We start from the raw sequence: 23,977 nt of genomic DNA, 5'->3' as shown, positions 1-23,977 counted from the left end.
CGAGGTCGGACTGGATCCGTCGGGTCAGCGCTGGTTGTCGAGGGGTTCGGCCGACGGCTGCCGCCGCTCCGGTCCATCCGGTTCGGGTTGACCGTTGAGCACCTGGCCGATCAGCTCCCGCAGCTCGTCGATCGCGTCCACCACGGCGCCCGGGTCGCGCGCGTCACGGCGTCCACGTTGACGCGGCACCTGCCGATCCAGTCGAGCCGGCTCCGGAGCGCGGGGGCCTCGGCGACCGTCGGCCGCCAACTGCTCGGCCGCGACCTGCGGCCAGAGCGTGGCCAGCCGGCCACCGGTGTCGAGCACGTCGTCGCAGCGCTGTGCGAACTCGTGGCTGCCGAACCGGCGACCTGACTCGACCGCCGCGACGGTCTCCCGGCTGAACCGCACCAGATCTGCCAGGGCTCGTTGGGTCAGGCCCCGTTGGACGCGGCAGTCGCGCAACTCCCGTCGGAACCGCTGACTGGCCGCAGAGTGCGCCGAGCTCGACGGGGACGTGTGCTCCATGCGCTCACCTTCGTGGAACGGACATTCAGCGGCGGACGCCAGATCGAGATTGACCGATGAGCTGAACATTCACAGAGGGCAATTCTTAACCCAGGAAGCGATGGGTGTGAAGACGTTCACCGGTATGGATCGTCGGGGAAAGCGGGAAAGGTGCGCGCCGGACCGGTGCCGGCGCCGACGTGCGCCGGGTGGAACGGCTCGACGCCGGCCCCACCCCACCGTCGACCCGTCCGCAGGTCAGCACCGCTGGCGCCCGCGCCCGCTCAGGCGGCGTGCACTTCGGCCGTCGCGCCATCCGGTGTCGCCGACACGCCCGCAGATGCCGGAACGTCGATTATCGCGAGCAACGTGCGGTGCGCACGAAACGCGATATTGGGTTTGTACGAGCGATGTTGCTCCGGTGACAGTCTCAGCCCGGGAATGGCTTCGGCGAGCCGGCTGAGGGCGATTCCGGCTTCAAGTCGCGCCAATCCCGCGCCAATGCAGAAATGCGGACCGTGGCCGAACGACAGGTGATTGCCCCCGTCGGCCCGGTATGGGTCGAACCGGTCCGGGTCGTGGAACGCCACCGGGTCCCGGTTCGCCGCTCCGATCAACAGCAGGCAACGCGCCCCGGCGGGGATCGTCACCGCCCCCACTGTGACATCCCGGGTGGTCACCCGCAGCCAGCCGTCGATGGCGGGCGCGAACCGGAGCGTCTCGCCCACGAAGGCCGGGACGAGCCCCGGGTCCGCGGTGATCGCCGACCAGCGCTGGGGAGCGGACAGGGCCTGGTCGAGGGCGTGCGCGAGCAGCCCGGCGGTGGTCTCGTGACCCGCGACCAGGAGATTGAAGGCGAGGCTCGCCACCTCGGGCACCGTCAGCACGCTGTCGTCGTCGTCCCGGTAGTCCAGGGCGCGGCTGATGAAGTCCTCGCCCCGGTGTCCACTGTCCACCCGCTGGCGGACCAGGTCCTCGCAGTAGTGCCAGAACTCCAGCAGGCCCTGGGCCAGGCGTACCTGCTCGGCCGGGTCCGGCTGCCCCCAGATGAGGGCTATCTGCCCGTCCGCCCAACTCCGGATCCGCCCGATGTCGGCGTCGGGCACCCCGAGGATGTCCAGGACCACCAGCAGGGGAAGCTCGGTCGCGAACTCCGGGATCAGGTCGACCTGTTCGCCCTGGCGGGCGGCGAGACGGGACACCAACTGGTCGACCCGGCGTCGGATGATCGCCCCGTACTCGGCCTCGACCCGCTCGGCGGTGTTCGCGAAGGTCGCCCGTAGGGCCCGCCGGGTGCGCGGGTGCGCCGGTGGGTCCGCGGCGGCCGTCGTGGGTGGCGCGTCGATCTGCATGATGACGTTCAGTGCCGGTGGACACACCTCGTAGACCGGGGCGAGGGTGAGGGCGTTGGCGAATGTCGTGGCGTCGGCGAGGGCCCGCCGGACGTCCGCGTGCCGGCTGATCAACCACAGACCCAGATCCTCGGCGTAGTGCACCCCGTCGGGATCGTCGACAATGCGCCGCCACATGCTAGCCGGATCGGTAAGATAGACCCCGGTGAACGGATTCAACCGCATGGAAAGCCTCCTGATGCACGCGGCGCGAAACCGGCAGCGCCTCCATTTGGCGATCCACTTCAGCCGGGCCGATAATGGCGTGCATCTGCCTCTGGCTCTTTACGGTGCGCTGGCCGGCCGTACAAGTCAAGATTGGTTCTTGTCTATTTATTGGTCGGCATAATTGCGTGTTGCAACAGCCGAGCGAACTTGGCCGGATGCAAGTTGCGGCCCGGTCCTTGCCCTGCAGCCGACCGGGCCGAACGGTGCAAACAACTCGCCGCTTTCGCTCATGACCGGGGAAACGACCTCCGGGACGACGAGTGACGCCGGGGTCCGGTCACCGACCGCGACGGAAGGCGTCGGCGCCGACGGAAGGGGCCGGCCCCCGGGTAGGCAGCGCGGGCCCGCCACACCGTCCACGCGTCGCGGGGGTCCCGGCCCACGCCGGAACCCCCGCGTCTCTTCTTGTCGGAACGGCCCGGTCAGGGCGCAGCGGTCAGGGTGCCCACGGGGCGGCGATGCTCCAGGTGCTGTCGGCGGTCCACGACACCGGCGTGTTGTACGCGTCGCCGCCGGCGCCGTTGCTGAGCCAGACCTCCGCGTTGTAGTGCCGCAGGTACCTACCTCGGAAGTTGTACGACTCCAGCGAGACGCCGGTGCCGGTCAGCCCGGTACGGGCGCACCAGGTGGCGTCGGCACGAAGCAGCGCGGAGCCGTCGTCCGGCGAGTTGCGGACCCGGGAGTTCTGGTGGCGCAGGTACTGCCCGGGAAAGTTGACCGACTCGAACGAGTAGCAACCGGCACCGGCCAGACCGGGCCGGATGGTGTACGTGGCGTCGGCCTTGAGCAGGCCGGAACTCGCCGCGTCGACCACCTCCGTGTAGGCCAGGCTGTCCTGGTGGCGAAGGTAGCGGTTGGTGAAGCCGGGCGTGGTGACCTGCAACGACCGGCGGGTGTTGACCGGCAGGGCGACGGGTGCCGAACTGCCGATGGTCTTCGAGGCGTTGATCAGGGCGGTGTTGGCGGCGCGTACCCGCGCCTGGTCCATCTTGATCACCTGTCGGTCGTAGGTGAGGAACCCGTTCAGCTCACCCTCCAGGTCGGTGATCTCGGTGTAGATCGAGGCGCTGAGCCCCTTGCCGAGCATCAGGTTCTGGGTGCCCTGCACCAGCCCCACGTACCGGTCGGTGAGGGCGTTCGAACTGGACTGCCACTCGTACGCGAAGAAGCTGCCGTTCGGGCTGTACTCGTGGCCCGGCGTGTGCAGGCCCAGGCCGCCGAACTCACCGAGCACCGCGATCCGGCTGCTCGACGGTACGGGGGAGTCCGGTCCCAGGTAGACGTGCCAGTCGTCGATGTCGCCGTTGCCGGGGTTGCCGAGGGACTGGCAGCAGTTGTGGCCGCTGTGCGGGTTGACCAGACGTGTCGGGTCCTGGTTCTTGATGTTCTGCGCGACCCGCCGGGTGTCGGCGAGGGACCGCTCACCCCAGCCCTCGTTGTAGGGCGTGTACGCGATCACGGCGGGTGAGCTGCGGTGCTCGTCGACGATCTCACGTGCCTCGGCCTCGAACTGCGCCTGCTGGGCGTCGGTGGGGTCGACGTCCTGTGCGGTCAGCGACGGGATGTCCTGCCAGACCAGCAGGCCGAGCCGGTCGGCGTGGTAGAACCAGCGCTGCGGCTCCACCTTGATGTGCTTGCGCACCATGTTGAAGCCCAGGTCCTTGTGCTTCTGCAGGTCGAAGGCGAGGGCGGTGTCGGTCGGCGCGGTGTAGAGCCCGTCCGGCCAGTAGCCCTGGTCGAGGGTGCCGACCTGGAACACGAACTGGCCGTTGAGCTTGGGGCGCAGCACGCCGTTGACCAGGCCGGTGGTGATCTCCCGCATGCCGAAGTAGTGCGTGGTCCGGTCCACTGTGGCGCCGGTGGCGCCGCGCACTGTCACCCGGAGGTTGTAGAGGAACGGGTCGTCGGGTGACCAGCGGCGGGCGTTGGGCACCGGCACGCTGAAGTCGGTGAAGCCGCCGGTGGCCGAGCCGACCACTGTGGCGCCGTTCAGCGCTTCGGCGAGCACGCTGTGCCCGCTCACGTCGCCCCGGGTGAAGACCCGGACCCGCAGTGTGTTGTTGCTCAGGTTCGGGTAGACGTCCACGCTGCTGATCGAGGCGGCGGGCACCGGCTCCATCCACACCGTCTGCCAGATGCCGGAGCTGGGGGTGTAGAAGATCCCGCCAGGTGTTTTGGTCTGCTTGCCGATGGCGGGCAGGCTGCCGTTCTGCCGGGTGTCGGTGGGATCCCAGACCTTGACGACGATCTCGTTCGTCCCGGTGGTGAGCTGGGGCGTCACGTCGAAGGTGAAGGCGTCGTAGCCGCCGGTGTGCGCGCCGACCCGGACACCGTTGACCCAGACGGTGCTCTGCCAGTCGACGGCGCCGAAGTGCAGCAGGGTGCGCCGGCCCGACCAGTTCGCCGGGATGGTGACGGTGCGTCGGTAGAACAGGTAGTTGCGGTTGTCGTTGGCGGCCCGCTGGATGCCGGACAGGGCGCTCTCCACCGGGAAGGGCACGTTGACCCGCTCGGGCAGGTTGGTGCCGAACTGCGGGGCGTCGTCGGTCGTCGACTGGCGTAGCTGCCACTCGCCGTTGAGGTTGAGCCAGTCCGGCCGCGTCATCTGGGGTCTCGGGTACTCGGGCAGAGGTGTGCCGTTCAGGGCCTGGCTGGTCCAGGGGGTGGTCAGTGGTGGCGTCTTGGCCGGCGCGGCGTACACCGGAGAGGTTGGCACGCCGAGAACGCCGGCGAGCAGGGCGAGAACGAGCAGCAGTGGCAGGGCGGGGCGGATGGGGACGTGACGTGTCATGCCGTCTCCGGGGGGACGAGTCGCCGCGGGCGGTGCAGCCAGGCCCGAAGCGCGTGGGTGGTGGGCATCGGGTGGTCATTGACGGGGGCGGGCGTCAGCGACGGATGTCGGTGGGATCTCCACGCGCCAACGGTGACTGGCATATTGACATCCATCATCACCTGTATAACGTTATAGAGCCGCGCCGACCCTCCCGTCAATGCTTGTTCGTCAATGTCCGGTCGGCCCACCGGTCGAATTAGCGAAAGGTTGGGGATGGGCGTCAACCTGAAGGACATCGCCCAGCGCGCCGGTGTCTCCCTGGCCACGGTCTCGAACGTGGTGAACGGGTACCGGCCGGTGGGGGAGCGGACCCGACAGCGGGTGCAGCAGGCGATCGACGAACTCGGCTACAGCCCCAACCTCGGCGCCCGGCATCTCCGCCGGGGTCGTACCGGCCTGATCGCCCTGGCCGTCCCGGAACTGACCAACCCGTACTTCGCCGAGCTCGCCGAGATCGCCATCTCCGAGGCTGCCGCGCTCGGCTACACGCTCGTCATGGAGAACACCGCCGCGCAGCGGGAGGCGGAGCTGGCGCTTCTCGACGGCTCGCGACAGCGCGTCATCGACGGTCTGATCCTCAGCCCGGTGCGCGTCGGCCGGAAGGAGGTGCTGGCCCGGACTGCCGGCAGCCCGCTCGTGCTGATCGGCGAGGGCGTCTACGACGTGCCACACGACCACATCGCCATCGACAACGTCGCCGCCAGCCACGCGGCGATCCGGCACCTCGTGGCGATCGGCCGCCGCCGGATAGCGTTCATCGGCGCCACCCCGGGCGGTGACCGGCAGTCGGCCCACCTGCGGGTCCGGGGTTACCGGGAGGCCCTGGCGGCCGCCGGCCTGCCGTACCGACCACGGTTGGTCGCCCGCACCGACGCGTTCGGTCGGCTCGACGGCATGCGCGCCATGCGTGACCTGCTCGCCCTCGGTGACCCGCCGGACGCGGTGTTCGGTTACAACGACCTGATCGCCATCGGGGCGCTGCGGGCACTGGCCGAGGCCGGTCACCGGGTGCCCGAGGACGTCGCGGTGGTCGGGATCGACGACATCGAGGAGGGACGGTTCACTGCCCCGACCCTCACCACGATCGCCCCGGACAAGAGGGAGATCGGCCGTCTCGCGGTGCGCCGCCTCGTCGCCCGCATCGAGGGCGCGGAGGTCGAGGGGCCGCTGACCGTGCAGACACCGTTCCGGCTTCTCCGCCGGGAGAGCACCGGCCCGCCGGACGCCTGACCGCCGGTCGCCCACAAGCCCCGTGCCGTGCGAGATCCATACCGCCGGTGGTACGACCCAGAGAGGATGACCCACGAGATCCAAATTCCTCAATATGATGACCGCTATCTCGACTGCGGTGCGCTCACGAGGCGTGCCATCCTGATGCGGAGGAATGCATGGTTCGCTGGCGTACCCTCACTGGCCTGCTGGCCACCGCGTTGGCCGCGGTGACCGCGGCCAGCCTCACTCTCACCGCGCCGGCCGCCGCGGCCGACAGCCCCGTGACGCCGAACGTCGTCGGCGGCACCCGCGCCGCTCAGGGCGAGTTCCCGTTCATGGTGCGTCTCTCGATGGGCTGCGGCGGGGCGCTGTACAGCGCCCGGCTGGTGCTCACCGCGGCACACTGCGTGGGCCGGACCGGCACCAACACCAGCATCACCGCGACGCTCGGGACGGTCGACCTCCAGTCGTCCAGCCGGATCACCGTCCGGTCCAACTACGTCTACCGTGCTCCCGGCTACAACGGCGCCGGCCGCGACTGGGCGCTGATCCGGTTGGCCAGCCCCGTCACCGGGCTGAGCACACTGCCGATCGCCAGCACCACCGCGTACGACAGCGGCACCTTCACAGTGGCCGGTTGGGGCGCCGCGCGCGAGGGCGGCGGCCAGCAGCGGTACCTGCTCAAGGCGACCGTGCCGTTCGTCAGCGACTCCACCTGCAACGCCAACTACGGTGGCGACCTCATCCCCGCCGAGGAGATCTGCGCCGGCTACGCCAGCGGCGGCACGGACACCTGCCAGGGTGACTCGGGCGGCCCGATGTTCCGCCGCGACGCCAGCAACGCCTGGATCCAGGTCGGCATCGTCAGCTGGGGCAACGGCTGCGCCCGGCCCAACTACCCGGGTGTCTACACCCAGGTGAGCTACTTCGCCTCGTCGATCGCCTCGGCCGCGGCGAGCCTCGGCGGCTGACCGTACGACGGGACGGCCAGCCGGCGCGTTGGTCGCCTCGCCACCGCTCGGGCGGCCCGGACGACACGGTCCGGGTCGCCTGTTCGTGCCGTCCCGCCGGGTGAGCGGCGAGTGGGCCACCCGACAGATTCGGCGGGCCGTCAGTGCGACGCCGGCCGCAGCGGCGATGATGGCCCGGTGAAGATCCTGTCCATCCAGTCGTCGGTCGCCTACGGTCACGTCGGCAACTCGGCGGCGGCCTTTCCGCTGCAACGCCTCGGGCACGAGGTCTGGCCGGTCCTGACTGTGCACTTCTCCAATCACACCGGGTACGGCGCGTGGCGGGGCCCGCTGCTCCCGGCGGCGGACGTGGCGGAGGTGATCGCGGGCATCGAGGACCGCGGGGTCCTCGGCACCGCCGACGCGGTGCTCTCGGGCTACCAGGGCGACCCGGCCATGGGCGCGGTGATCCTGGACGCGGTGGCGACGGTGAAGGCGACCAACCCGGCCGCTGTGTACTGCTGCGACCCGGTGATGGGCGACGCCGGCCGGGGCATGTTCGTCCGGCCGGGGATTCCTGAGTACCTACGGGACACCGTCGTGCCCCGTGCGGACATCATCACGCCGAACCACTTCGAGCTGGACTTCCTCGCCGGTCGCACCACGAACTCGCTGGCCGAGGTGCTGGACGCGGTCGACGTGGTGCGCGCGACCGGGCCACGGCACGTCCTGGTGACCAGCGTGCTCCACGGGGACCTGCCGCCGGACTCGCTGGAGGTGGTGGCGGTCTCCGACGAGGGCGCCTGGGCGGTGACCACGCCGCTGCTGCCGATCAACCCGAACGGTGGGGGCGACGTCACGGCGGCGCTGTACCTCGCGCACCTGTGGACGACCGGCTCACCAGCGACCGCGCTGGAGCGCACCATCGCCTCCGTCTACGCCGTGCTCGAGGCCACTCTCGCGGCGGGCACCCGGGAGATCCAGCTGATCGCGGCGCAGGACGTGATCGCCGACCCGCCAGCCCGCTTCACCGCCCGCCGGCTGCGCTGACGACGGGTCCCGGACCGCTGACCGGCTGCGTTGACGACGGTCGCGGACCGCGGACCGGCGGCGGTCAGCGACCCTCGGGAACGGCCATCTCGCCGAGCAGCGACCAGTCCTCCTGCGGCACCGTGGCGTTCACGATGCGCGGCGTCTCGGCCAGGTACGGCGGCAGGGTCTCCTGGGCCGTGCGGAAATGCGCGGACTGGACGTGGGCCCCGCCGGCCTGGTCGTCGCGGAATGCCTCGACCAGCACGTACTCGGTGGGATCGTCCACGCTGCGAGACCAGTCGAACCACAGGCAGCCCGGCTCCGCCCGGGTCGCCTCGGTGAACTCGGCGGCGATCTGCGGCCACCGGTCGGCGTGCTCGGCCAGGACCCGGAACTTGGCGGTAATGAAGATCATGGCCTCAGGCTACCCAGCCGGGCGGGCGCGGGCGACGACCTCCTCCGGGGTCAACGGCGCCTTCGGGTGATGCGTCAGGCACAGCGGGGTGCGGACCTTGACGAACGAGAAGCCCTCCCCGGCGGCGTAGAACTCACCGCTGTTGAGCAGGCCGATGTCCGGCAGCCGCCCGCCCTTGGCCTCGGCGAGCTGCCGGGCCGCGTCGATCTGCGCCGGCGCGTTGAGCAGCCCGAAGAACTGCGTCGTCGCGTTGCCGGAGATCTGGTTGTGCAGACCCTTGGGCGCCTGGGTGGCGAAGACCAGCCCGAGCCCGTACTTGCGGGCCTGCGAGGCCAGCGCGATCGAGCTGGCGGTGCAGGCCGTGGTGCCGGTCGAGGGCGCGAGCGTCTGCGCCTCGTCCATCACGAACAGCCCGCCCAGCGGTCGGTCACCGGCGGGGTGCCGCTTGATCCAGGCGAAGAGCGCCATCTGCAACTGGTTGACGAAGCTCTGCCGCTCCTGATCCGAGGTGAGGCCGACGAAGCTGATCACGGACACCCGGGCCCGCCGCCCCGCCGACGGCGTCAGCAGCAGCCCCGGGTCGGCCGGCGCACCGACCCCGCCGAAGAGCGGATCGGTGACCATCGCCGCCTTGAGCGCCTCGGCCAACTCCTCGGCGAGCTTCCCGGCGCGGGCCAGCCGACTGACCCCCTCGGGCAGATCGGTGAGGAACTCGGTGAAGCCGGGCAGGCCGACCATCCCGCTGCGCGCGTACGCCTGGAGTGCCTCGGTGAGGACCGCCTTGCCCTGCTGGGCCAGTCGGCTGGAGCGGTCCACGCCGGCCCGGGGCGCGAGCGCCTCCACGGCGGAGCGGACGGCCTGGTCGAACTCGTCGGGCCAGTCCCGCAGGGAGGTGAAGTCGGGCAGCGGCTGAAAGCTCAGCGGCCGGCCGGCGGTGACCCGGGGCGTCCACACCACCACCTCGGTGTGTGCGAGGTAGTCGGCGGCGCGTTCGGCGTCGCCGGGGCCCCAGCCGCTCGGCGGGTCGGGCCACGGGTCGCCGAGCCGGGCCAGGTCGTTGTTGGGGTCGAGCACGATCGCGGAGACCCCCTCGCGGGCGCACTCCTCGACCAGCCGGCGGATCAGCACGGTCTTGCCCGAGCCGGACCCGGCGAACACGACCGCGTGGCGGCGCAACGACTCCAGGGGAACCGTGAACGGGTGACCACCGTCGACGGTCCGCCCCAGCCCGACGACCCGACCGCCCTCGCCGACCACGAGGTCGGCCGGGTCAGCGGGTACGGGCTCGGCCACCGCACCGGTCGACACACCGGCGGGGACGTCGGCTTCCGGCACGTTCATCGGGTCGGATTCGGGGCCACCCGACGGTGGCTCGTCGTCGTCGGGCGTCGGCGGCTGGGCACCGCCGCGCGTCCCGTCGGGGCCGGGCAGGACCGCGCGGAACAGCTCGGTGCCGCTGGCCGGACGGCGGGCCACCAGCCACTCCTGCAAGGCCGTGGACGGTTCGGCCGCCATCACCCGCAGCGCCGCGAAGACCCGCAGGTCCGCCTCCGGCACGGCACACCGCAGGCCGCCGGCCGCGTCGAAGCCGGTCAACACCTCGGTCGTACGCTTCCCGGTCGGCCACGGACCGTTGCGCAGCAGGATCAGCCGCCGCTGTGGCAGGTCCCGGTCCAACCCCGCGAGGGTGCAGGCGGCCTTGACCCGGGCGGTGACGGCGACGGCGTTGGGGTGCGCGATGGCCCGGAAGCACCAGTGCGCCTCGTTCTCGGTGGCCTCGTCGAGCACCTCGATGAGCCGCCCGTGCAGCGCGGGCTTGCGGCCGGGCGGCGGATCGTACTTGTAGGTGGCGCCGGTCGGCGCCTGCTCGGCGATCCAGGCGGCCAGGCCGGCGGCGAGCAGCGGCGGCATGTGCTCGTCCTCGCCCGTCGGATCGACGGCGGCCGACACGTCCGCGGCCTCGACCAGTTCGGCGAACCGTGCGTCCAACTCGCGCAGCCGGCGCTCGTCGGTGCTCGGATCGGCGGAGGCGCCACGGGCGGTGCTGACCGTCGGCGTCGAGTCGGCGCCGTCGATGAGCCGGTCCAGCTCGACCACGTCGTCGCGATCACGGCACCAGGCGATGTGGCGGTCCACCCGGCGGAGCAGGGCGCGTGGCGTCAGGGTGGGTGCGTCGGCGAACGCGGCGGGGGCGATCGGCCAGGTGGGGTGCGGTGGCCCGAAGTACATGCCCGCGTAGGCGGCGGCGAGGCGCTTCGCCACGATGGCCTGCCCGATCTCCGGGGTGGGGATCCGGTCCGGCAGGGTCGCCGTACGGAAGCGGTCAGCGACCGGGGTGGGCGCGGTGCGGGTCATCAGCACCCAGGTGTCCGGCAGGCACGAGACGACGACCAGTGTGCGGCGGGTGATGTCGCGGAGCTTGAGCAGGCCGTCGGCGATCGGGCCGAGCACCTTGGCCTGGCCGTCCTCCAGCCCCTGATGCTGGTTGAGCAGTGAGGTGCTGGTCTGGGCGAACAGCGTGTCGAGCTGGTCCACGGCGATGACGGTGGGGTCCAGGGTCAGGGCCATCAGCCGGGAGATGTCCTGCACGACCTGCTGGGGGGTGCGGATCGCGGCGCTCAACCCCCACGCCGCCCGCGCGGCCGGGTCACCCGGTTCGGAGATCAGGTGGGCGTAACCGACGTCCTGTGCCTCGAAGTCGATGGCACCGTGCAGGACGAGCGCCCGAGCGGTGTCCTGGGCGTCCCGCCCGACCTCCCGATCGCGTTCGCGCAGCGCCCAGATGAAGGTGTCGAGCTGCGCACGGGTCACCGGCCGGGCGCCGGCGACCGCGTCGCGGACCTCCACCGGCAGGCCGAGCTGGGGGGTGAGTCGACGCAGGAAGGTCTTCAACTGGGTGCCCCAGCCGACGTGAGGGCGGCCCATGCCCTCCACCAGGGCCAGGGCCACGCTCTCCCAGAACGTCTTGCCACTGACCATGTCGACAAGGAAGAAGTAGCCGCCGTCGCCCTGGATCCGTTCGCGGACCGCCCCGAGCAGGTGCGTCTTGCCGGCGCCCGCGCGGCCCTGCATGGCCACGCCGAGCGGCATGCTCGTGTCGTCGGTGCGGGCCCGCGCCACCCCGCGCAGGATCTCCGCTGCCACCTTCTCGTGCAGCTCCGGCACGTTGTGCGGGCTGGGTCGCCAGACGTCGTCCGGGGTGACCGCCGGGTTGAGGCTGACCGCTTCCAGCGCGGCCCGCTGGTCGTCCGAGATCATGCCGGGCCGATCGCCAGGGCGTGGTTGTCCTCGTTCCCGATGCGGACGGCCGCGGCCCGGTCCCGTGCGGTCAGTGACTTGGTGTTCGCCACCGGGATGATGCGGACGTCGTCCCGGCCGACCATCGCCCGCAACGCCGCGTCGAGAGCGGCCCGGTCGGTGTCGGCGAGCCGGTCGCGGACGTCGGCGAGACCGACCCAGGCGCCCGGCGCGGTGGCCAGCTCCCGGTACGCAGAGCGAACCAGCGCCTCCACCTCCGCTGCGGACACCGGTGCCGCCGCCGTCGCCGCCGTCGCCGGCGCCGCCGTCGTCGCTGTCACGGTGGGCGCCGGTACCTCCTGTCGCGGCTCGCTGGTCGCCGGAGCGGCGGTTACCGCAGTCTGCTTGAAGAAGTCGCCGTGGCTGACCCGGAGCCGGTCCAGCGAACGGTGCAGGTTGGACAGGACGACGAACAGGGACCGGGTCGTCGAGCCACCCTGCTTCGGCGGCGCGGCGGTGTGCAGCTGACGTGCCACCCGCCAGCCCTGCTCGGTCAGCTCGTGGGCGAAGGGCCGGTGCGTCCGATCGGTGTCGACCAGGCCCAGGTCGACGAGCTTCGTGTTGTCCTTGCCGGTCAGCGTGAAACCGGCCAGCTCTTTCAGCTCGACGTTGGTGAGTCGGCGTGCCTCGACCATCAGCACCACGAGGGCGTTGATCTGGTTCGGCGTCAGGTGCGGGACGTCCGCCGGGCTCGTCATGATGTCTCATCTCCGTGGGGGTGCGTGCTGCCCGCGCGTCGCCGGGCCAGCAGCCGACGGATCCCGTCGACCACCGCCGGCGCGTCGGTGAGCACCTGCTCGTTGGTGAAGCGGAGCACGTCCAGCCCGAGGAGTTGCAGCTGTACGTCTCTCCGCCGGTCGTTGGCGAAAGCGATTCGCCCACGATGCTCCGGGCCGTCCACCTCGACCGCAAGACCCTCCGTGGGCCAAAACAGATCCAGACGGTACGCCGTGGCCAGGACGTGCCACTCGTAGGTCTGATTCCACCGCCGGCCCCGCGCCCAGTCGTGTGGCGCGAGCGCGCGTTCCAACGCCTGTTCGGCGGCGCTGTCACCGCGGGGCACGCCCGCAATCGGCGGCCAGGCCAGCACCGTCGACTCCGGCTCCGCGGCGATGGCCGGAAGCCGTTCGGTCATGCTGGCCAGCTCGGCGAATCGCGCCGGAACCGGCATGGGCACCGAGCGCACCCGGTCGGCGTGGCGCAGCGGCCCGCCGGCCAACCACACGGTGAAGCCACCGTGCCGCACGAGCCACTCGGCGGCGGCCACCAGCGTCCGTTCGGCGGCGGATTCCAGGTCGGGCAGGGCCACGACGAGTACGCAGCTTTCCCGGTCGTACGCGTCGGCGATCACCCGGGCGAGCCCGGCGGCGCGTACCCCCGGGGCGAAGCGGGACCGGCCGCCGGGGCGGTGTGGGCCGCGCAGCCCTCGCTCGGCGAGGTCGGCCAGGAACGGGCCGAAGTGCCGGGAGCGGGCGGCGGTACGGGCCGCGAGTGCCCGCACCGCCGCCACGCCGAGCGTGCCCTCGCTGTCGACGTGGTCGGCCCCGGTCAGCCAGCGGGGGAACATCGCGAGGGCCGCGGAGTCCAGTTGGTCGAGCACTGTGTCCACGAGGACGCCGAGGGAGCCTGTCACAGTGGGCCGGTAGTGCACGATCGCGGGCGCTGCCCGCGGTAACGGGTCGAGTGCCACCCGCAGCATCTCCGGGTCGATGCCCGGCAGGTGACTGACCCGCCCCGTCGGCGGGGCAGCCCACCAGGCACTCCTGGCGTCGCCGTTGGCCCGGACGGGGTGCGCCATGGCGGCACCCTACGACACGGGCGGGTGCGCCCGGGGACCCCTCGGTGACGAGGCAGCGCGCTCGTGGCTCAGCGCAGCCGGCGGATGTCGCCGTACGCGCGGTAGTAACCACCGCGGCTGGACTCGCGCACCTCGGTCACCAGGTATCGGGCGCCCGGCTCGCGAATCCCCTTGGGGAACTGCACCGACCAGTCGCGCCGGTAACCGTCGGACAGCACCTGAACCCGCAACCGCCCCCGATCGTCCAGGCACTGCACGACCACGCCCGCGCCCGAGTCGCTGGTCACCTCGACGATCGTCGGTTGCACCGGCTGGGGCGCCTGGCGGGGGGCCTTGATGTCGCGCACCTGGGGAACATCCCCGGCCTGCGCCGCGCGGATCGCCGGCTCGCTCGCGTCGATGCAGGCCAGATGGCCGCCCGTGGTGACGACGTAGAGCCGGTCGTCGTGGTACTGCATGGAGTACGCCGAGCCGCAGCCGGTGCCGAGCTTCCACAGCCGGGTGCCCGCCGCGTCGAAGCAGTAGATCGAGGACTGGCTGTCACCGGCGAAGACGTACTCGCCGCCCTCGGCGGTGGCGCAGGAGAAGACCGGGGCGTCACACAGATAGGTGCGTTCGTGGCGACCCGACTTGGACAGCCGCACCACCTCGCGGGTGCTGGTGCCGGCGAACACACTGCCGTGCTCCTGCCAGCCGAAGAGCACCGAACCGGTCCTCGTGTGCCACAGTTCGGTGCCGGTACGCCACTCGTAGCCGGTCACGCCCTGCGAGTGCCCGTGGTAGATGGCGTCGTCGTCGCACCGCACCATCCAGGCCGAACGCCCCCGCCCCGGGCGACGCCACAGGAACTCGTCCTCGTGGTCGACGGCGGTGATCCCGCCGTCGGCGTCGGAGACGCCGAGGACGCCGTCGTGGATGTCCAGCCAGTAGATGTCGATCTCCGGGGCAATCGCGTACGCCACGCGGGGCACCTTGCCGGACAGGTCGTAGACGTTGCCGTCGTCGCAGCCGGCGTAGATCCAGGCGTCGTCGGCGACGATGCACTTCACCCCGTCGGGAAGGCGGACCTGGCTGCGCACCTGGGCGTCGTGGTCGAGGGTGGTGATGACCCCGTGCTCGTTGCCGACCATGCAGTGCTGCCCGTCGACGAAGATGCCGAAGGCGGGGGCGCCGGAGTCGTAGCGCCAGAGCACCGGGGCGGTGTGGGCGGTGGAGCGGGTACTCACGATCTGCCGCCGCGACACGGTGCGCTTCTGGCGGACGCCGGGAACCGCCGGCGCGTAGCCCTTGCGGACCTTCTCGCCGATCTTCTTCGCCGCGGCGGCCCGGGCGCGGGCGTTGTCCGGATAGGCACTCGCCTTGACCTGCCCCTGGTCGCCGATCCGGCCGTAGCGCACCGTCAGCGTGGCATTGTCGACGATGACCTCGTAGAACTTGTGCGCACCGTCCACTTCGGACAGTTCGAGGTAGGTCGTCTCCTGGGACATGGGGGGCCTCCGAGGGTCAGCGAGCGGCGCGATCCGGCGCGGCGACAGTGACCACACGTTAACGGCGCCCCCCGACAGAATCGGCGTCCGGCCAGCGCAGCGCGTCGTCGCGGAGCACCGCGTGCGCGCCGACGCCCAGGGTCAGCCACGCGGTCGGGGGTACGGGGCGCGGTGGGATCGTCGAGTGAAGCCCCGGCTCCGCGGGAAGGCAGGTGCGCGGTGGGTGCCGGGCGCACCCACCGCGCACGTCTCAACCTGGGCGATGTCAGCCCGAGGTGCAGGAGCGAATCTGTGGGCGGGCGCTGCTGTTGCCGTTGGTCATCGTGGTGAAGCCGAAGGTGTTGCCGCTGCCGTTGGACCGCATGGTCATGACCGTGCCGCTGCTGTCCCAGGTGGCGGTGCCGTTCCAGATGGTGGTGACCCGCTGCGGCGAGGTGATGGCCACGACCACCGTCCACGTGCTTGCGCCACTGACCGTCACCGACGTGTTGTACCGGTCGCCCCACACGTTGGGGGTCGTGGCGGTTGCGGTGCAGGTGCCGCCGGAGGGCGGCGGGGTGGTGGTGGGCGGCGGGGTGGTGCCGTCCGGCGCGACCGCGCGGCCGGTGGACGGCGAGATCATGCCGGGGCACAGGTTGCGGCTGGTCAGGTTGGCCATGATCTGCGGAATGGCGTCGCGGGTGTTCTGGATCCCGTCGTGCATCAGGATGACCTGACCGGCTTGGAGTCGGCTCGCGTTGGCCACGATCTGGCTGACGCTGGCACCGTTCCAGTCCTGGGAGTCCACGTCCCAGAGCACCTGGCGCATGCCCAGTGACGACGCGACGGACTGCAACGTGGAGTTGGTCTCGCCGTAGGGCGGCCGGAACAACACCGGTCGGCTGCCGGTGGCCGACTGGATCGCCGAGCTGGTCTGGGAGAGGTCCGACTGCATTTGAGCCTGGCTCATCGAGGTCATGTGGGCGTGGTTCCAGCTGTGGTTGGCCACCCACATGCCGGCGGCCACCTGTGCCTGCGCGGCCGACCGGTTGTTCTGGACGTTCTGCCCGACGTTGAACATGGTGGCCCGTACGCCGTTGGCGCGCAGCACGTTCAGCAGGGCGCTGGTGCTGCCGGTCGGACCGTCGTCGAAGGTGAGGCCGACGTAGCCGTTGCAGGCGGCGGCGCTCGACGGGGTGGAGGTGGCCGCGAGGGCGACGCCGCACATGGCGACGGCGGTGGCCAGGACGGCGAGCGCCGCGCGCAACCGCCTGGACCACAGGGCCGTGCGGGGGAAGAGCCTGCTCATCTGGTGCCCCTTCGCGCAGGCCCGGACGCGCCCCGGGGCGGGCAGCACAGTCCGGACAGGTGTGGATAAGTGGGTAGCTGGGCCGGAAACCGCAACGAAGCCGATCGCATTGACCTCAATGGATCGGAGTATTACAGCGAGAATTCCAACGCGTCAACAAGTTCCGGAACATCCTCGGAACACGGCAGGAGGCTGCTCGGCGGTCGGGGCAGGCACGCCTCGGTCGGGCTGGAGTCCCGATGCCGTATTGATCGCATCAATCGATGGGTCTCCTCGTTACGTGATCCGGAAAGTGGCCGGAACTACCGGTCGTCGATCCCCGGGTCCACCGTCGCGCCCCCGACATCTAATAGTAAAGATTGTGAACAGAAGATGTTACAGTCACTTCGGTCGATATCCGGCTCGGGTTTCGGCCAGTGAGGTCCCAGGAGGGAAGTGATCACATGACGAGACTGCGCGCGTTGGTCGCGCTGGCGGCACTGATCGTCGCCGGCGGGCTGGTGGCGGTCATCCCGGCCACTGCCGCGTCGGCGGCGGCCTGCACGGCATCGTGGCAGGCATCGGCCGTCTACTGGGGAGACGCCCAGGTCTCCCACAACGGCCGCAACTACCGGGCGAAGTGGTGGACCCAGAATGAGGCGCCGCCGGGCACTACCGGCGTCTGGGAGGACCTCGGCGCGTGCGGCGGGGGCACCACGCCGCCCACCGGAGGGACCTGCAGCTACCCGAACTGGACCGCCGGGACGTGGTACGCCGCCGGGGCGATCGTCCGGTACACAAACGGTTCCTACTACATCGCCGAGCACGACAACCCGGGGTACGACCCCGTCGTCAGCACCTGGTACTGGGAGCCCTACACCTGTGGCGGCCAGCCCCCGACGACTCCGCCGCCCACCAACCCGGGTGGCTTCGTGGTCACCGAGGCCCAGTTCAACCAGATGTTCCCGAGTCGCAACTCCTTCTACACGTACTCCGGGCTCGTCGCCGCCCTCAGCGCCTACTCGGCGTTCGCGCGCACCGGCAGCGCCACGGTCCAGCGCCAGGAGGCCGCGGCCTTCCTGGCGAACGTCTACCACGAGACCGGCGGGCTCGTGCACGTGGTCGAGCAGAACACCGCTAACTACCCGCACTACTGCGACTACGGCCAGCCGTACGGCTGCCCCGCCGGGCAGGCCGCCTACTACGGGCGGGGGCCGATCCAGCTCAGTTGGAACTTCAACTACAACGCCGCGGGCAACGCCCTCAACCTGCCACTGCTGACCAACCCGTGGCTGGTGCAGACCGACGCCGCGGTGGCCTGGAAGACCGGTATCTGGTACTGGATGACCCAGAACGGGCCGGGCACCATGACCGCCCACAACGCGATGGTCAACGGCGCCGGGTTCGGTCAGACGATCCGCAGCATCAACGGCTCGATCGAGTGCAACGGCGGAAACCCCGCCCAGGTGCAGAGTCGCGTCACCAGGTACCAGCAGTTCGTCGGCATCCTCGGGGTGTCCGCCGGAGCCAACCTCTACTGCTGATCAGTGGTCGGGCCTCGGCGTACGTCGCCAGACGGCGTCGAGGCCCGGCACCTCGGCCGCCGGAGCCCGGTGAGGGCGGCGGCCGCTTCGGCGCGATCAACCCGTTGACACGGCCGTGCTGCGCCCGGAACTATCAGCGGCAGTCCACACGCCCCGGCTTCCGTTACTCACGAACTCTCATGACAACGATGTCAGGGCTCGACCCACCACCCGCTCCACACTGCCCAGACGTTCGACGTACTCGACCCGGTTCGAGTCGAAAGGCTCCGTCCCTCATGTCGCACACCCCCCTTGCGCGCCCCCTCTCACCCCGCCTGATCGCGGCGACCACAGCCGCCCTGCTACCGCTGGGCCTGCTCGTCGCCGCGCCCCTTGCGAACGCCGCCCCCACCCCCGCACCGCCGGGCAACTTCACCTCGTCGTTCGAGTCCGCCGACCCGCAGCCCGCCACCAGCACCGTGGAGGTCGGCCCGAACGGAAAACCGGTCCAGGTCAACCTGAGCGGCACTGTCGCCACGCTGCCCGGCAGCCTGCTCGGCCAGGTCAGCGCCGTGACCGCGAGCGACGAGAACCCGCCGCGAGAGATCGCCGCGAACCTCAAGGACGACGATCCGTCGACCAAGTGGCTCGTGTTCGCGTCCACCGGCTGGGTGACCTACCAACTCGCCAAGCCGGCGACGGTGGCGCGCTATTCGCTGACCGCGGCCGACGACGCACCCACCCGGGACCCGAAGGACTTCGTCGTCCAGGGGTCGAACGACGGCAGCACCTGGACCGACCTGGACAAGCGCGCCGGCGAGAAGTTCAGCGGGCGCTTCGCCACCAAGACGTACAGCTTCACCAACCCGAACGCCTACGGCTTCTACCGGCTCAACATCACAGCGAACTCCGGTGACTCGCTCCTGCAGCTCGCCGACTGGAACATCAGCGACGGCTCGGACGTCCGCCCGCCGGCCACCCCCATGGTCAGCGAGGCGACCGCCGGCCCGAACGGCGGCTACACCACGAAGCCGGACGTCGGGTTCACCGGGCTGGCCGCGCTGCGCTACTCCGGCGGCGCCGAGGGCAACGGCCGGTCGTACGCGACGAACAAGCTCTTCGACGTCACCATCCCGGTCGGCCCGAAGACCCGACTGTCGTACAAGATCTTCCCCGAGTTCACCGGTGGAGACGGCAGGTACCCGTCCACCTACGCCGCCGTCGACCTGCACTTCACCGACGGCAGTTACCTCAGTGGTCGCTCGCCCGCCGACCAGCACGGCTACCCACTCACGGGCGCCGGTCAGGGCGCCTCGAAGGTGCTCTTCGCCGACCAGTGGAACCTGGTGCAGGCCGACCTCGGCACCGTCGCGCGCGGCAAGACGATCGACCGCATCCTGCTCGCGTACGACAATCCGCAGGCCACTGCGGAGACCCGGTTCCAAGGTTGGCTCGACGACATCGAGCTGACGGCCGCGCCGGCGTCGATCGACGGCTCGAAGCTGACCAACTACGTCGACACCCGACGGGGCACCAACTCGACGGGCGGCTTCTCGCGCGGCAACAACCTGCCGATCACCGCCGTGCCGAACGGGTTCAACTTCTTCACCCCGGTGACCGACGCGACCTCCGACTCGTGGGAGTACGAGTACCACCGGATCAACAACGAGGCCAACCTGCCCATGCTCCAGGGCCTCGCGATCTCCCACGAGCCCAGCCCCTGGATGGGTGACCGTAACCAGATGTCCGTCATGCCGGTCGTCGGTGGCGGGTCGCTCACCGGTCAGCCCGCCAGTCGTGCGCTCGCCTTCCGTCACGACGACGAGACGGCGCAGCCGGACCTCTACCGGGTCGCGCTCCAGAACGGCCTGGTCGCGGAGATGTCGCCCACCGACCACGCCGGGATCATGCGGTTCACCTTCCCCACCGGGCAGCCGACCGGAAGTCTCGTCTTCCACAACGGCACGTTCACCATCGGCACGGACGGCACGTTCACCGGTTGGGTCGACAACGGAAGCGGCCTGTCGGCCGGTCGTAGCCGGATGTTCGTCTCCGGCGCCTTCGACCGGGCGCCGACGGCGTCCGCAGCTACCTCCGCCACCTTCGACATCTCCGGCTCGCGGGAGGTGACGATGCGTCTCGCCACCTCGTTCCTCTCCGTCGACCAGGCGCGCCGCAACCTCGATCTGGAGGTCACCGGCAAGAGCTTCGACCAGATCCACGCCGCCGCGACGGCCGCGTGGAAGGACCGGCTCGGCCGGGTCGAGGTGCGCGGCGCCACCGAGTCGCAGTTGGTCACCATGTACTCGAACCTGTACCGGCTGAACCTCTACCCGAACTCGCAGTCGGAGAACACCGGCACCGCCGCCGCGCCGCGCTGGCAGTACGCGAGCCCGGTCTCGGCGCCGACCGGCGCGTCGACCCCCACCCGGACCGGCGCGAAGATCGTCGACGGGCAGATCTACGTCAACAACGGCTTCTGGGACACCTACCGCACCGTGTGGCCCGCCTACGCGCTGCTGTACCCGGACGTCGCCGCCAAGATCTCCGACGGGTTCGTCCAGCACTACCGCGACGGCGGCTGGATCGCCCGCTGGTCGTCCCCCGGCTACGCCGACCTGATGACCGGCACCAGCGCGAACGTGGCGCTGGCCCAGGCGTACCTCACCGGGGTCAAGCTGCCCGACCCGCTCGCGGCGTACGACGCGGCTGTCAAGGACGCGACCGTCGCGTCCGGGCGCAGCGCGGTCGGGCGCAAGGGCATCGAGAGCTCCCTGTTCCTCGGCTACACGCCGACGTCAACCGGGGAGTCGGTGTCCTGGGCGCTGGAGGGCTACATCAACGACTTCGGCATCGGCAACATGGGTGCGGCGCTCGCCAAGGACCCGGCCACGCCGAAGTCGGAGCGTGCCCGGCTCAAGGAGGAGTCGCGGTACTTCCTGGAGCGGGCCCGCAACTACGTCCACCTCTTCGACCCGAAGACAAAGCTCTTCCAGGGCCGCGACGCCGCCGGCAACTTCCTCGCCGGTGACCCGCTGGACTGGGGTGGCGTCTACACCGAGACCAACGGGTGGAACTTCGCGTTCACCGCCCAGCAGGACGGCCAGGGCCTGATCAACCTGTACGGCGGGCAGAAGGCGCTGCGGGACAAGCTCGACGCGTTCTTCACCACCCCGGAGAACGCCGACCGCCCCGGTGGGTACGGCGGCGTCATCCACGAGATGCTCGAAGCGCGCGCGGTGCGGATGGGTCAGCTCGGCATGAGCAACCAGCCGTCGCACCACATCCCGTACATGTACAACGTGGCCGGGGCGCCGGCCAAGACCCAGCAGACCGTGCGGGAGATCCTGCGGCGTCTCTACGTCGGCAGTGAGATCGGCCAGGGCTACCTGGGCGACGAGGACAACGGCGAGATGTCGTCGTGGTACATCCTCAGCTCGCTGGGCATCTACCCGCTGCAGGCCGGGTCGTCCGAGTGGGCGATCGGCTCGCCGCAGTTCACCAGGATGACCGTGCACCGCAGCAGCGGCGACATCGTCGTCAACGCGCCGAACAACAGCGCGGCGAACGTCTACGTGCAGGGCGTGAAGGTCAACGGCAAGAAGCAGAGCGGCCTGTCAGTGGATGTCGCGACGCTCGCCAAGGGCGGCACCATCGACTTCCAGATGGGCCCCAAACCGTCGTCGTGGGGCAGCGGCCGGAACGACGCGCCGCCGTCGCTGACCAAGGGTGACGAGGCGCCGAAGCCGTTGCAGGACGTCACCGGCCCCGGTCTCGGCACCGCGAGCGCTACCGGCGGTCAGGACGCGTCGAAGCTGTTCGACGACTCGTCGACCACGCAGCTGACCTTCACCTCGGCGACCCCGCAGATCACCTGGGCCTTCCGTGGTGGCAAGCAGAAGCCGAAGTACTACACGGTCACGTCCGGGGCCGCTGCCGGCGATCCGGCGGACTGGCGTCTGCAGGGCTCCAACGACGGCCTCACCTGGACCACAGTGGACTCCCGCACCGGCCAGGTGTTCCCGTGGCGCAACCAGACCCGCCCGTACTCGATCGACAAGCCGGGACGGTTCGCCCAGTTCCGCCTCGCCGTCACGAAGACCGTCGGCGCCGCGCAGACCAACCTCGCCGAGGTCGAGCTGCTCGCCGGAGGTGACCTCGACCTCGGCGGCGGCGACATCAGCGTCACCGCGGCCGACGGCGTGCACGCGACCACCGGCGTACCCGTCTCGGTGCCGTTGGCCACCGTCACCGGCGGCGACGCCGGCGGCTACCAGGCCACCATCGACTGGGGTGACGGCACGCCGGTCACCGCGGGCACCGTGACGTTGAGCTCGCGGGCCGTCTACCGCATCGGTGGGTCGCACACCTACACCACACCCGGCTACCACCAGGCGAACGTCACGGTGACCGACGGCGACAGCCAGAGCTCCGCGACGGTCGGCGTCGAGGTGGCGTACGCCCCGGCCTCCGGTCTCACCGCAGCGTTCGACAGCGTCTGCATCGGTGACGAGGGGGTCCTGGCGGCAGACTGTGACGCCAAGTCCTGGGCGTACTCTCGGGCCGCTCTGGCGGCCGGTGGTGTCACCCAGGGCCAGCCGCAGCAGGTGCCCGGAACGGCGCTGCGGTTCGCAGTGCCGGTGATCCCGGCCGGGCAGCCGGACAACGCCACCGGCAACGGGGCGACGGTCGTCCTCGACCTTCCGGAGGACGCGAAGAGCATCTCGTTCGTCGGCGCCGGAACGCAGGGCAACCAGAGCACCACCGGCACGGCGACGTTCAGCGACGGCAGCACGGCCAGCATTCCGATCCAGTTGAGCGACTGGACGCTGGGCGGCAACGCCAACGGCACCCCGTCCTACGGCAACATCGTCGTCGCCCGGACGGCGTACCGGTTGCAGGGCACGAGCCGCGACGGCGCCCAGCCGTTCCTCTTCGCCACCGCGCCGTACCAGATTCCGGCGGGCAAGACGCTGGTGTCGGTGACCCTGCCGACGCAGACCGGCGACCCTCGCTCGGCGGGTCGGATCCACGTGTTCGCCGTGGCCAACGACGGCACGCCCGCCCCGGCATTGACGACCGCCGCCCCGACGAGCCAGACGGCCACCGCCGGGCAGGCCCTCGCGGCGAACCTCGGTGCGGTGACCGGCGGGGTTCCCGGTACGACGGGTTACCGCGCCCGCGTCCAGTGGGGTGACGGCACGGTTCCGGACGACGTGACGATCGGCGCGTCCGGCGCGATGAGCGGCCAGCACACGTACGCACGGGAGGGCACCTACACGGTGCGCGTCACCGCGTGGGACACGCTGTCGAGCAGCACCGAGTCCTTCACCGTGACAGTGGCTCGGGGCGGATCGCAGCCGGCGATCGCGCTTTCCGCGTCCGGCACCGTCACCACCGGTGGGGCGATCACGGTCAACGGCAGCGGCTTCGCCGCCGGCGAGCAGGTGACCGTCAGCGTCGGCACCGACCCGGGCCGGACCATGAAGGTCGCGGCCTCCGCGACGGGAACGGTCCGCGCCTCGGTGCCGACCTCCGGTGACGCGCAACCCGGCCGGTACGCCGTCACCGCGACGGGCGCGTCCTCGCGTGAGCCGGCCACGGCCACCGTCCAGGTGACCGGGGAGCCGGAGGCGCGGACCTACCAGCCGCGGGTGGCGCTGTTGACCACCTCGGGCCCGCGCGGCACGTCGATCATGGTCGACGGTTCCGGGTTCGCGCCGAACGAGGTGGTCACGATCGCCGTCGGGACCGGACTGGCGGTCAGCACCGTGCACGCGAACGGTGACGGCGTCATCTCCGGCGCGACGGTCAGCGTTCCGCGTGCGGCGAAGGCGGGCGCGACAAGCGTCACGCTGAACGGCGCCACGTCGGCGACGAAGGTGTCCCGACCGTTCACCGTCACCGGCTAGCACCGAGCCGGGACAGTACAGCCGCGTGGGGGGGGGGGGGGTGGGGGCCCCCCCCCCCCCCCGCGGGGGGGGGGGCGGGGGGCGCGCCCCCCGCCAACGGGGGGGGCCCCGGAGGGGCGGGGGGGGGGGGGCACAAAAAGGGGCGG

Annotated in this window: 15 protein-coding genes; 6 read left to right on the top strand and 9 right to left on the bottom strand. The window is 70.9% G+C overall.

The genetic code is table 11. The features are described from left to right. Window positions 1-24: 24 nt before the first annotated feature. Window positions 25-507, bottom strand: a complete 483-nt coding sequence (locus ABZ794_RS19845; RefSeq protein WP_210786122.1) for a helix-turn-helix transcriptional regulator — start codon at window positions 505-507, stop codon at window positions 25-27. Window positions 508-770: 263 nt separating this feature from the next. Further along, a complete protein-coding gene (locus ABZ794_RS19840) occupies window positions 771-2,015 on the bottom strand; it encodes a cytochrome P450 (protein ID WP_357516837.1) in 1,245 nt (414 codons plus the stop codon). Window positions 2,016-2,043: 28 nt separating this feature from the next. On the opposite strand from ABZ794_RS19840, the gene ABZ794_RS19835 reads away from it, so the two are divergent. Next, the gene (locus tag ABZ794_RS19835; RefSeq protein ID WP_357516835.1) at window positions 2,044-2,226 is read left to right on the top strand and encodes a hypothetical protein; all 183 of its coding nucleotides are present in this window, start codon (window positions 2,044-2,046) and stop codon (window positions 2,224-2,226) included. Window positions 2,227-2,541: 315 nt separating this feature from the next. Here ABZ794_RS19835 and ABZ794_RS19830 read toward each other — a convergent pair whose 3' ends face one another. Further along, complete coding sequence (locus ABZ794_RS19830; protein ID WP_210786124.1) at window positions 2,542-4,896, bottom strand: AbfB domain-containing protein; 2,355 nt, start codon at window positions 4,894-4,896, stop codon at window positions 2,542-2,544. A gap of 255 nt (window positions 4,897-5,151) precedes the next feature. Between ABZ794_RS19830 and ABZ794_RS19825 the strand changes: the two genes are divergently transcribed. The 3 genes from ABZ794_RS19825 to pdxY all read left to right on the top strand — a co-directional run bounded on the left by ABZ794_RS19825 (window position 5,152) and on the right by pdxY (window position 8,150). Next, a complete protein-coding gene (locus ABZ794_RS19825; protein WP_357516832.1) occupies window positions 5,152-6,168 on the top strand; it encodes a LacI family DNA-binding transcriptional regulator in 1,017 nt (338 codons plus the stop codon). 158 nt (window positions 6,169-6,326) lie between these two features. Then, window positions 6,327-7,121: a serine protease gene (locus tag ABZ794_RS19820; protein WP_210786126.1), complete on the top strand. Its 795-nt coding sequence runs from the start codon at window positions 6,327-6,329 to the stop codon at window positions 7,119-7,121. 177 nt (window positions 7,122-7,298) lie between these two features. Then, window positions 7,299-8,150, top strand: a complete 852-nt coding sequence (pdxY, locus tag ABZ794_RS19815) for a pyridoxal kinase PdxY (protein WP_210786127.1) — start codon at window positions 7,299-7,301, stop codon at window positions 8,148-8,150. Between the two features lie 64 nt (window positions 8,151-8,214). Here pdxY and ABZ794_RS19810 read toward each other — a convergent pair whose 3' ends face one another. The 6 genes from ABZ794_RS19810 to ABZ794_RS19785 all read right to left on the bottom strand — a co-directional run bounded on the left by ABZ794_RS19810 (window position 8,215) and on the right by ABZ794_RS19785 (window position 16,417). Continuing rightward, window positions 8,215-8,547: a putative quinol monooxygenase gene (locus ABZ794_RS19810; RefSeq protein ID WP_030490272.1), complete on the bottom strand. Its 333-nt coding sequence runs from the start codon at window positions 8,545-8,547 to the stop codon at window positions 8,215-8,217. Between the two features lie 9 nt (window positions 8,548-8,556). Next, window positions 8,557-11,805: a DUF87 domain-containing protein gene (locus ABZ794_RS19805; RefSeq protein ID WP_357516829.1), complete on the bottom strand. Its 3,249-nt coding sequence runs from the start codon at window positions 11,803-11,805 to the stop codon at window positions 8,557-8,559. Continuing rightward, entirely contained in the window at window positions 11,802-12,542 is a 741-nt protein-coding gene (locus ABZ794_RS19800; protein WP_357516827.1) for a hypothetical protein, read from the bottom strand. The genes ABZ794_RS19805 and ABZ794_RS19800 overlap by 4 nt, the downstream gene beginning before the upstream one ends. Continuing rightward, complete coding sequence (locus tag ABZ794_RS19795; protein WP_357516825.1) at window positions 12,539-13,642, bottom strand: DUF559 domain-containing protein; 1,104 nt, start codon at window positions 13,640-13,642, stop codon at window positions 12,539-12,541. Before ABZ794_RS19795 ends, ABZ794_RS19800 begins: the two co-directional genes overlap by 4 nt. A gap of 68 nt (window positions 13,643-13,710) precedes the next feature. Beyond that, the gene (locus tag ABZ794_RS19790; RefSeq protein ID WP_210786132.1) at window positions 13,711-15,129 is read right to left on the bottom strand and encodes a PQQ-binding-like beta-propeller repeat protein; all 1,419 of its coding nucleotides are present in this window, start codon (window positions 15,127-15,129) and stop codon (window positions 13,711-13,713) included. A 265-nt stretch (window positions 15,130-15,394) separates the two neighbouring features. Then, complete coding sequence (locus ABZ794_RS19785; protein WP_238689406.1) at window positions 15,395-16,417, bottom strand: polysaccharide deacetylase family protein; 1,023 nt, start codon at window positions 16,415-16,417, stop codon at window positions 15,395-15,397. Between the two features lie 443 nt (window positions 16,418-16,860). Between ABZ794_RS19785 and ABZ794_RS19780 the strand changes: the two genes are divergently transcribed. Then, window positions 16,861-17,940, top strand: coding sequence for a glycoside hydrolase family 19 protein (locus ABZ794_RS19780; protein ID WP_238689407.1), 1,080 nt, complete (start codon window positions 16,861-16,863; stop codon window positions 17,938-17,940). Between the two features lie 275 nt (window positions 17,941-18,215). After that, window positions 18,216-23,831, top strand: a complete 5,616-nt coding sequence (locus tag ABZ794_RS19775; RefSeq protein WP_357516821.1) for a GH92 family glycosyl hydrolase — start codon at window positions 18,216-18,218, stop codon at window positions 23,829-23,831. The last annotated feature ends 146 nt before the right edge of the window (window positions 23,832-23,977 follow it).

Source organism: Micromonospora sp. NPDC047187, from assembly GCF_040643355.1.
Classification (GTDB): Bacteria; Actinomycetota; Actinomycetes; order Mycobacteriales; family Micromonosporaceae; genus Micromonospora; species Micromonospora salmantinae.
The sequence above is the reverse complement of the archived record's forward strand: the minus strand, read 5'-3'. Positions and strand labels throughout refer to the sequence as shown.

Bases quoted from the DNA above. Each gene is read 5' to 3' on its own strand.
- ABZ794_RS19840 (WP_357516837.1), bottom strand. From the start codon at position 2,015: ATGTGGCGGCGCATTGTCGACGATCCCGACGGGGTGCACTACGCCGAG.
- ABZ794_RS19795 (WP_357516825.1), bottom strand. From the start codon at position 13,642: ATGGCGCACCCCGTCCGGGCCAACGGCGACGCCAGGAGTGCCTGGTGG.
- ABZ794_RS19775 (WP_357516821.1), top strand. From the start codon at position 18,216: ATGTCGCACACCCCCCTTGCGCGCCCCCTCTCACCCCGCCTGATCGCG.
- ABZ794_RS19805 (WP_357516829.1), bottom strand. From the start codon at position 11,805: ATGATCTCGGACGACCAGCGGGCCGCGCTGGAAGCGGTCAGCCTCAAC.
- ABZ794_RS19820 (WP_210786126.1), top strand. From the start codon at position 6,327: ATGGTTCGCTGGCGTACCCTCACTGGCCTGCTGGCCACCGCGTTGGCC.
- ABZ794_RS19780 (WP_238689407.1), top strand. From the start codon at position 16,861: ATGACGAGACTGCGCGCGTTGGTCGCGCTGGCGGCACTGATCGTCGCC.
- ABZ794_RS19800 (WP_357516827.1), bottom strand. From the start codon at position 12,542: ATGACGAGCCCGGCGGACGTCCCGCACCTGACGCCGAACCAGATCAAC.
- ABZ794_RS19785 (WP_238689406.1), bottom strand. From the start codon at position 16,417: ATGAGCAGGCTCTTCCCCCGCACGGCCCTGTGGTCCAGGCGGTTGCGC.
- ABZ794_RS19830 (WP_210786124.1), bottom strand. From the start codon at position 4,896: ATGACACGTCACGTCCCCATCCGCCCCGCCCTGCCACTGCTGCTCGTT.
- ABZ794_RS19810 (WP_030490272.1), bottom strand. From the start codon at position 8,547: ATGATCTTCATTACCGCCAAGTTCCGGGTCCTGGCCGAGCACGCCGAC.
- ABZ794_RS19825 (WP_357516832.1), top strand. From the start codon at position 5,152: ATGGGCGTCAACCTGAAGGACATCGCCCAGCGCGCCGGTGTCTCCCTG.
- ABZ794_RS19845 (WP_210786122.1), bottom strand. From the start codon at position 507: ATGGAGCACACGTCCCCGTCGAGCTCGGCGCACTCTGCGGCCAGTCAG.
- ABZ794_RS19790 (WP_210786132.1), bottom strand. From the start codon at position 15,129: ATGTCCCAGGAGACGACCTACCTCGAACTGTCCGAAGTGGACGGTGCG.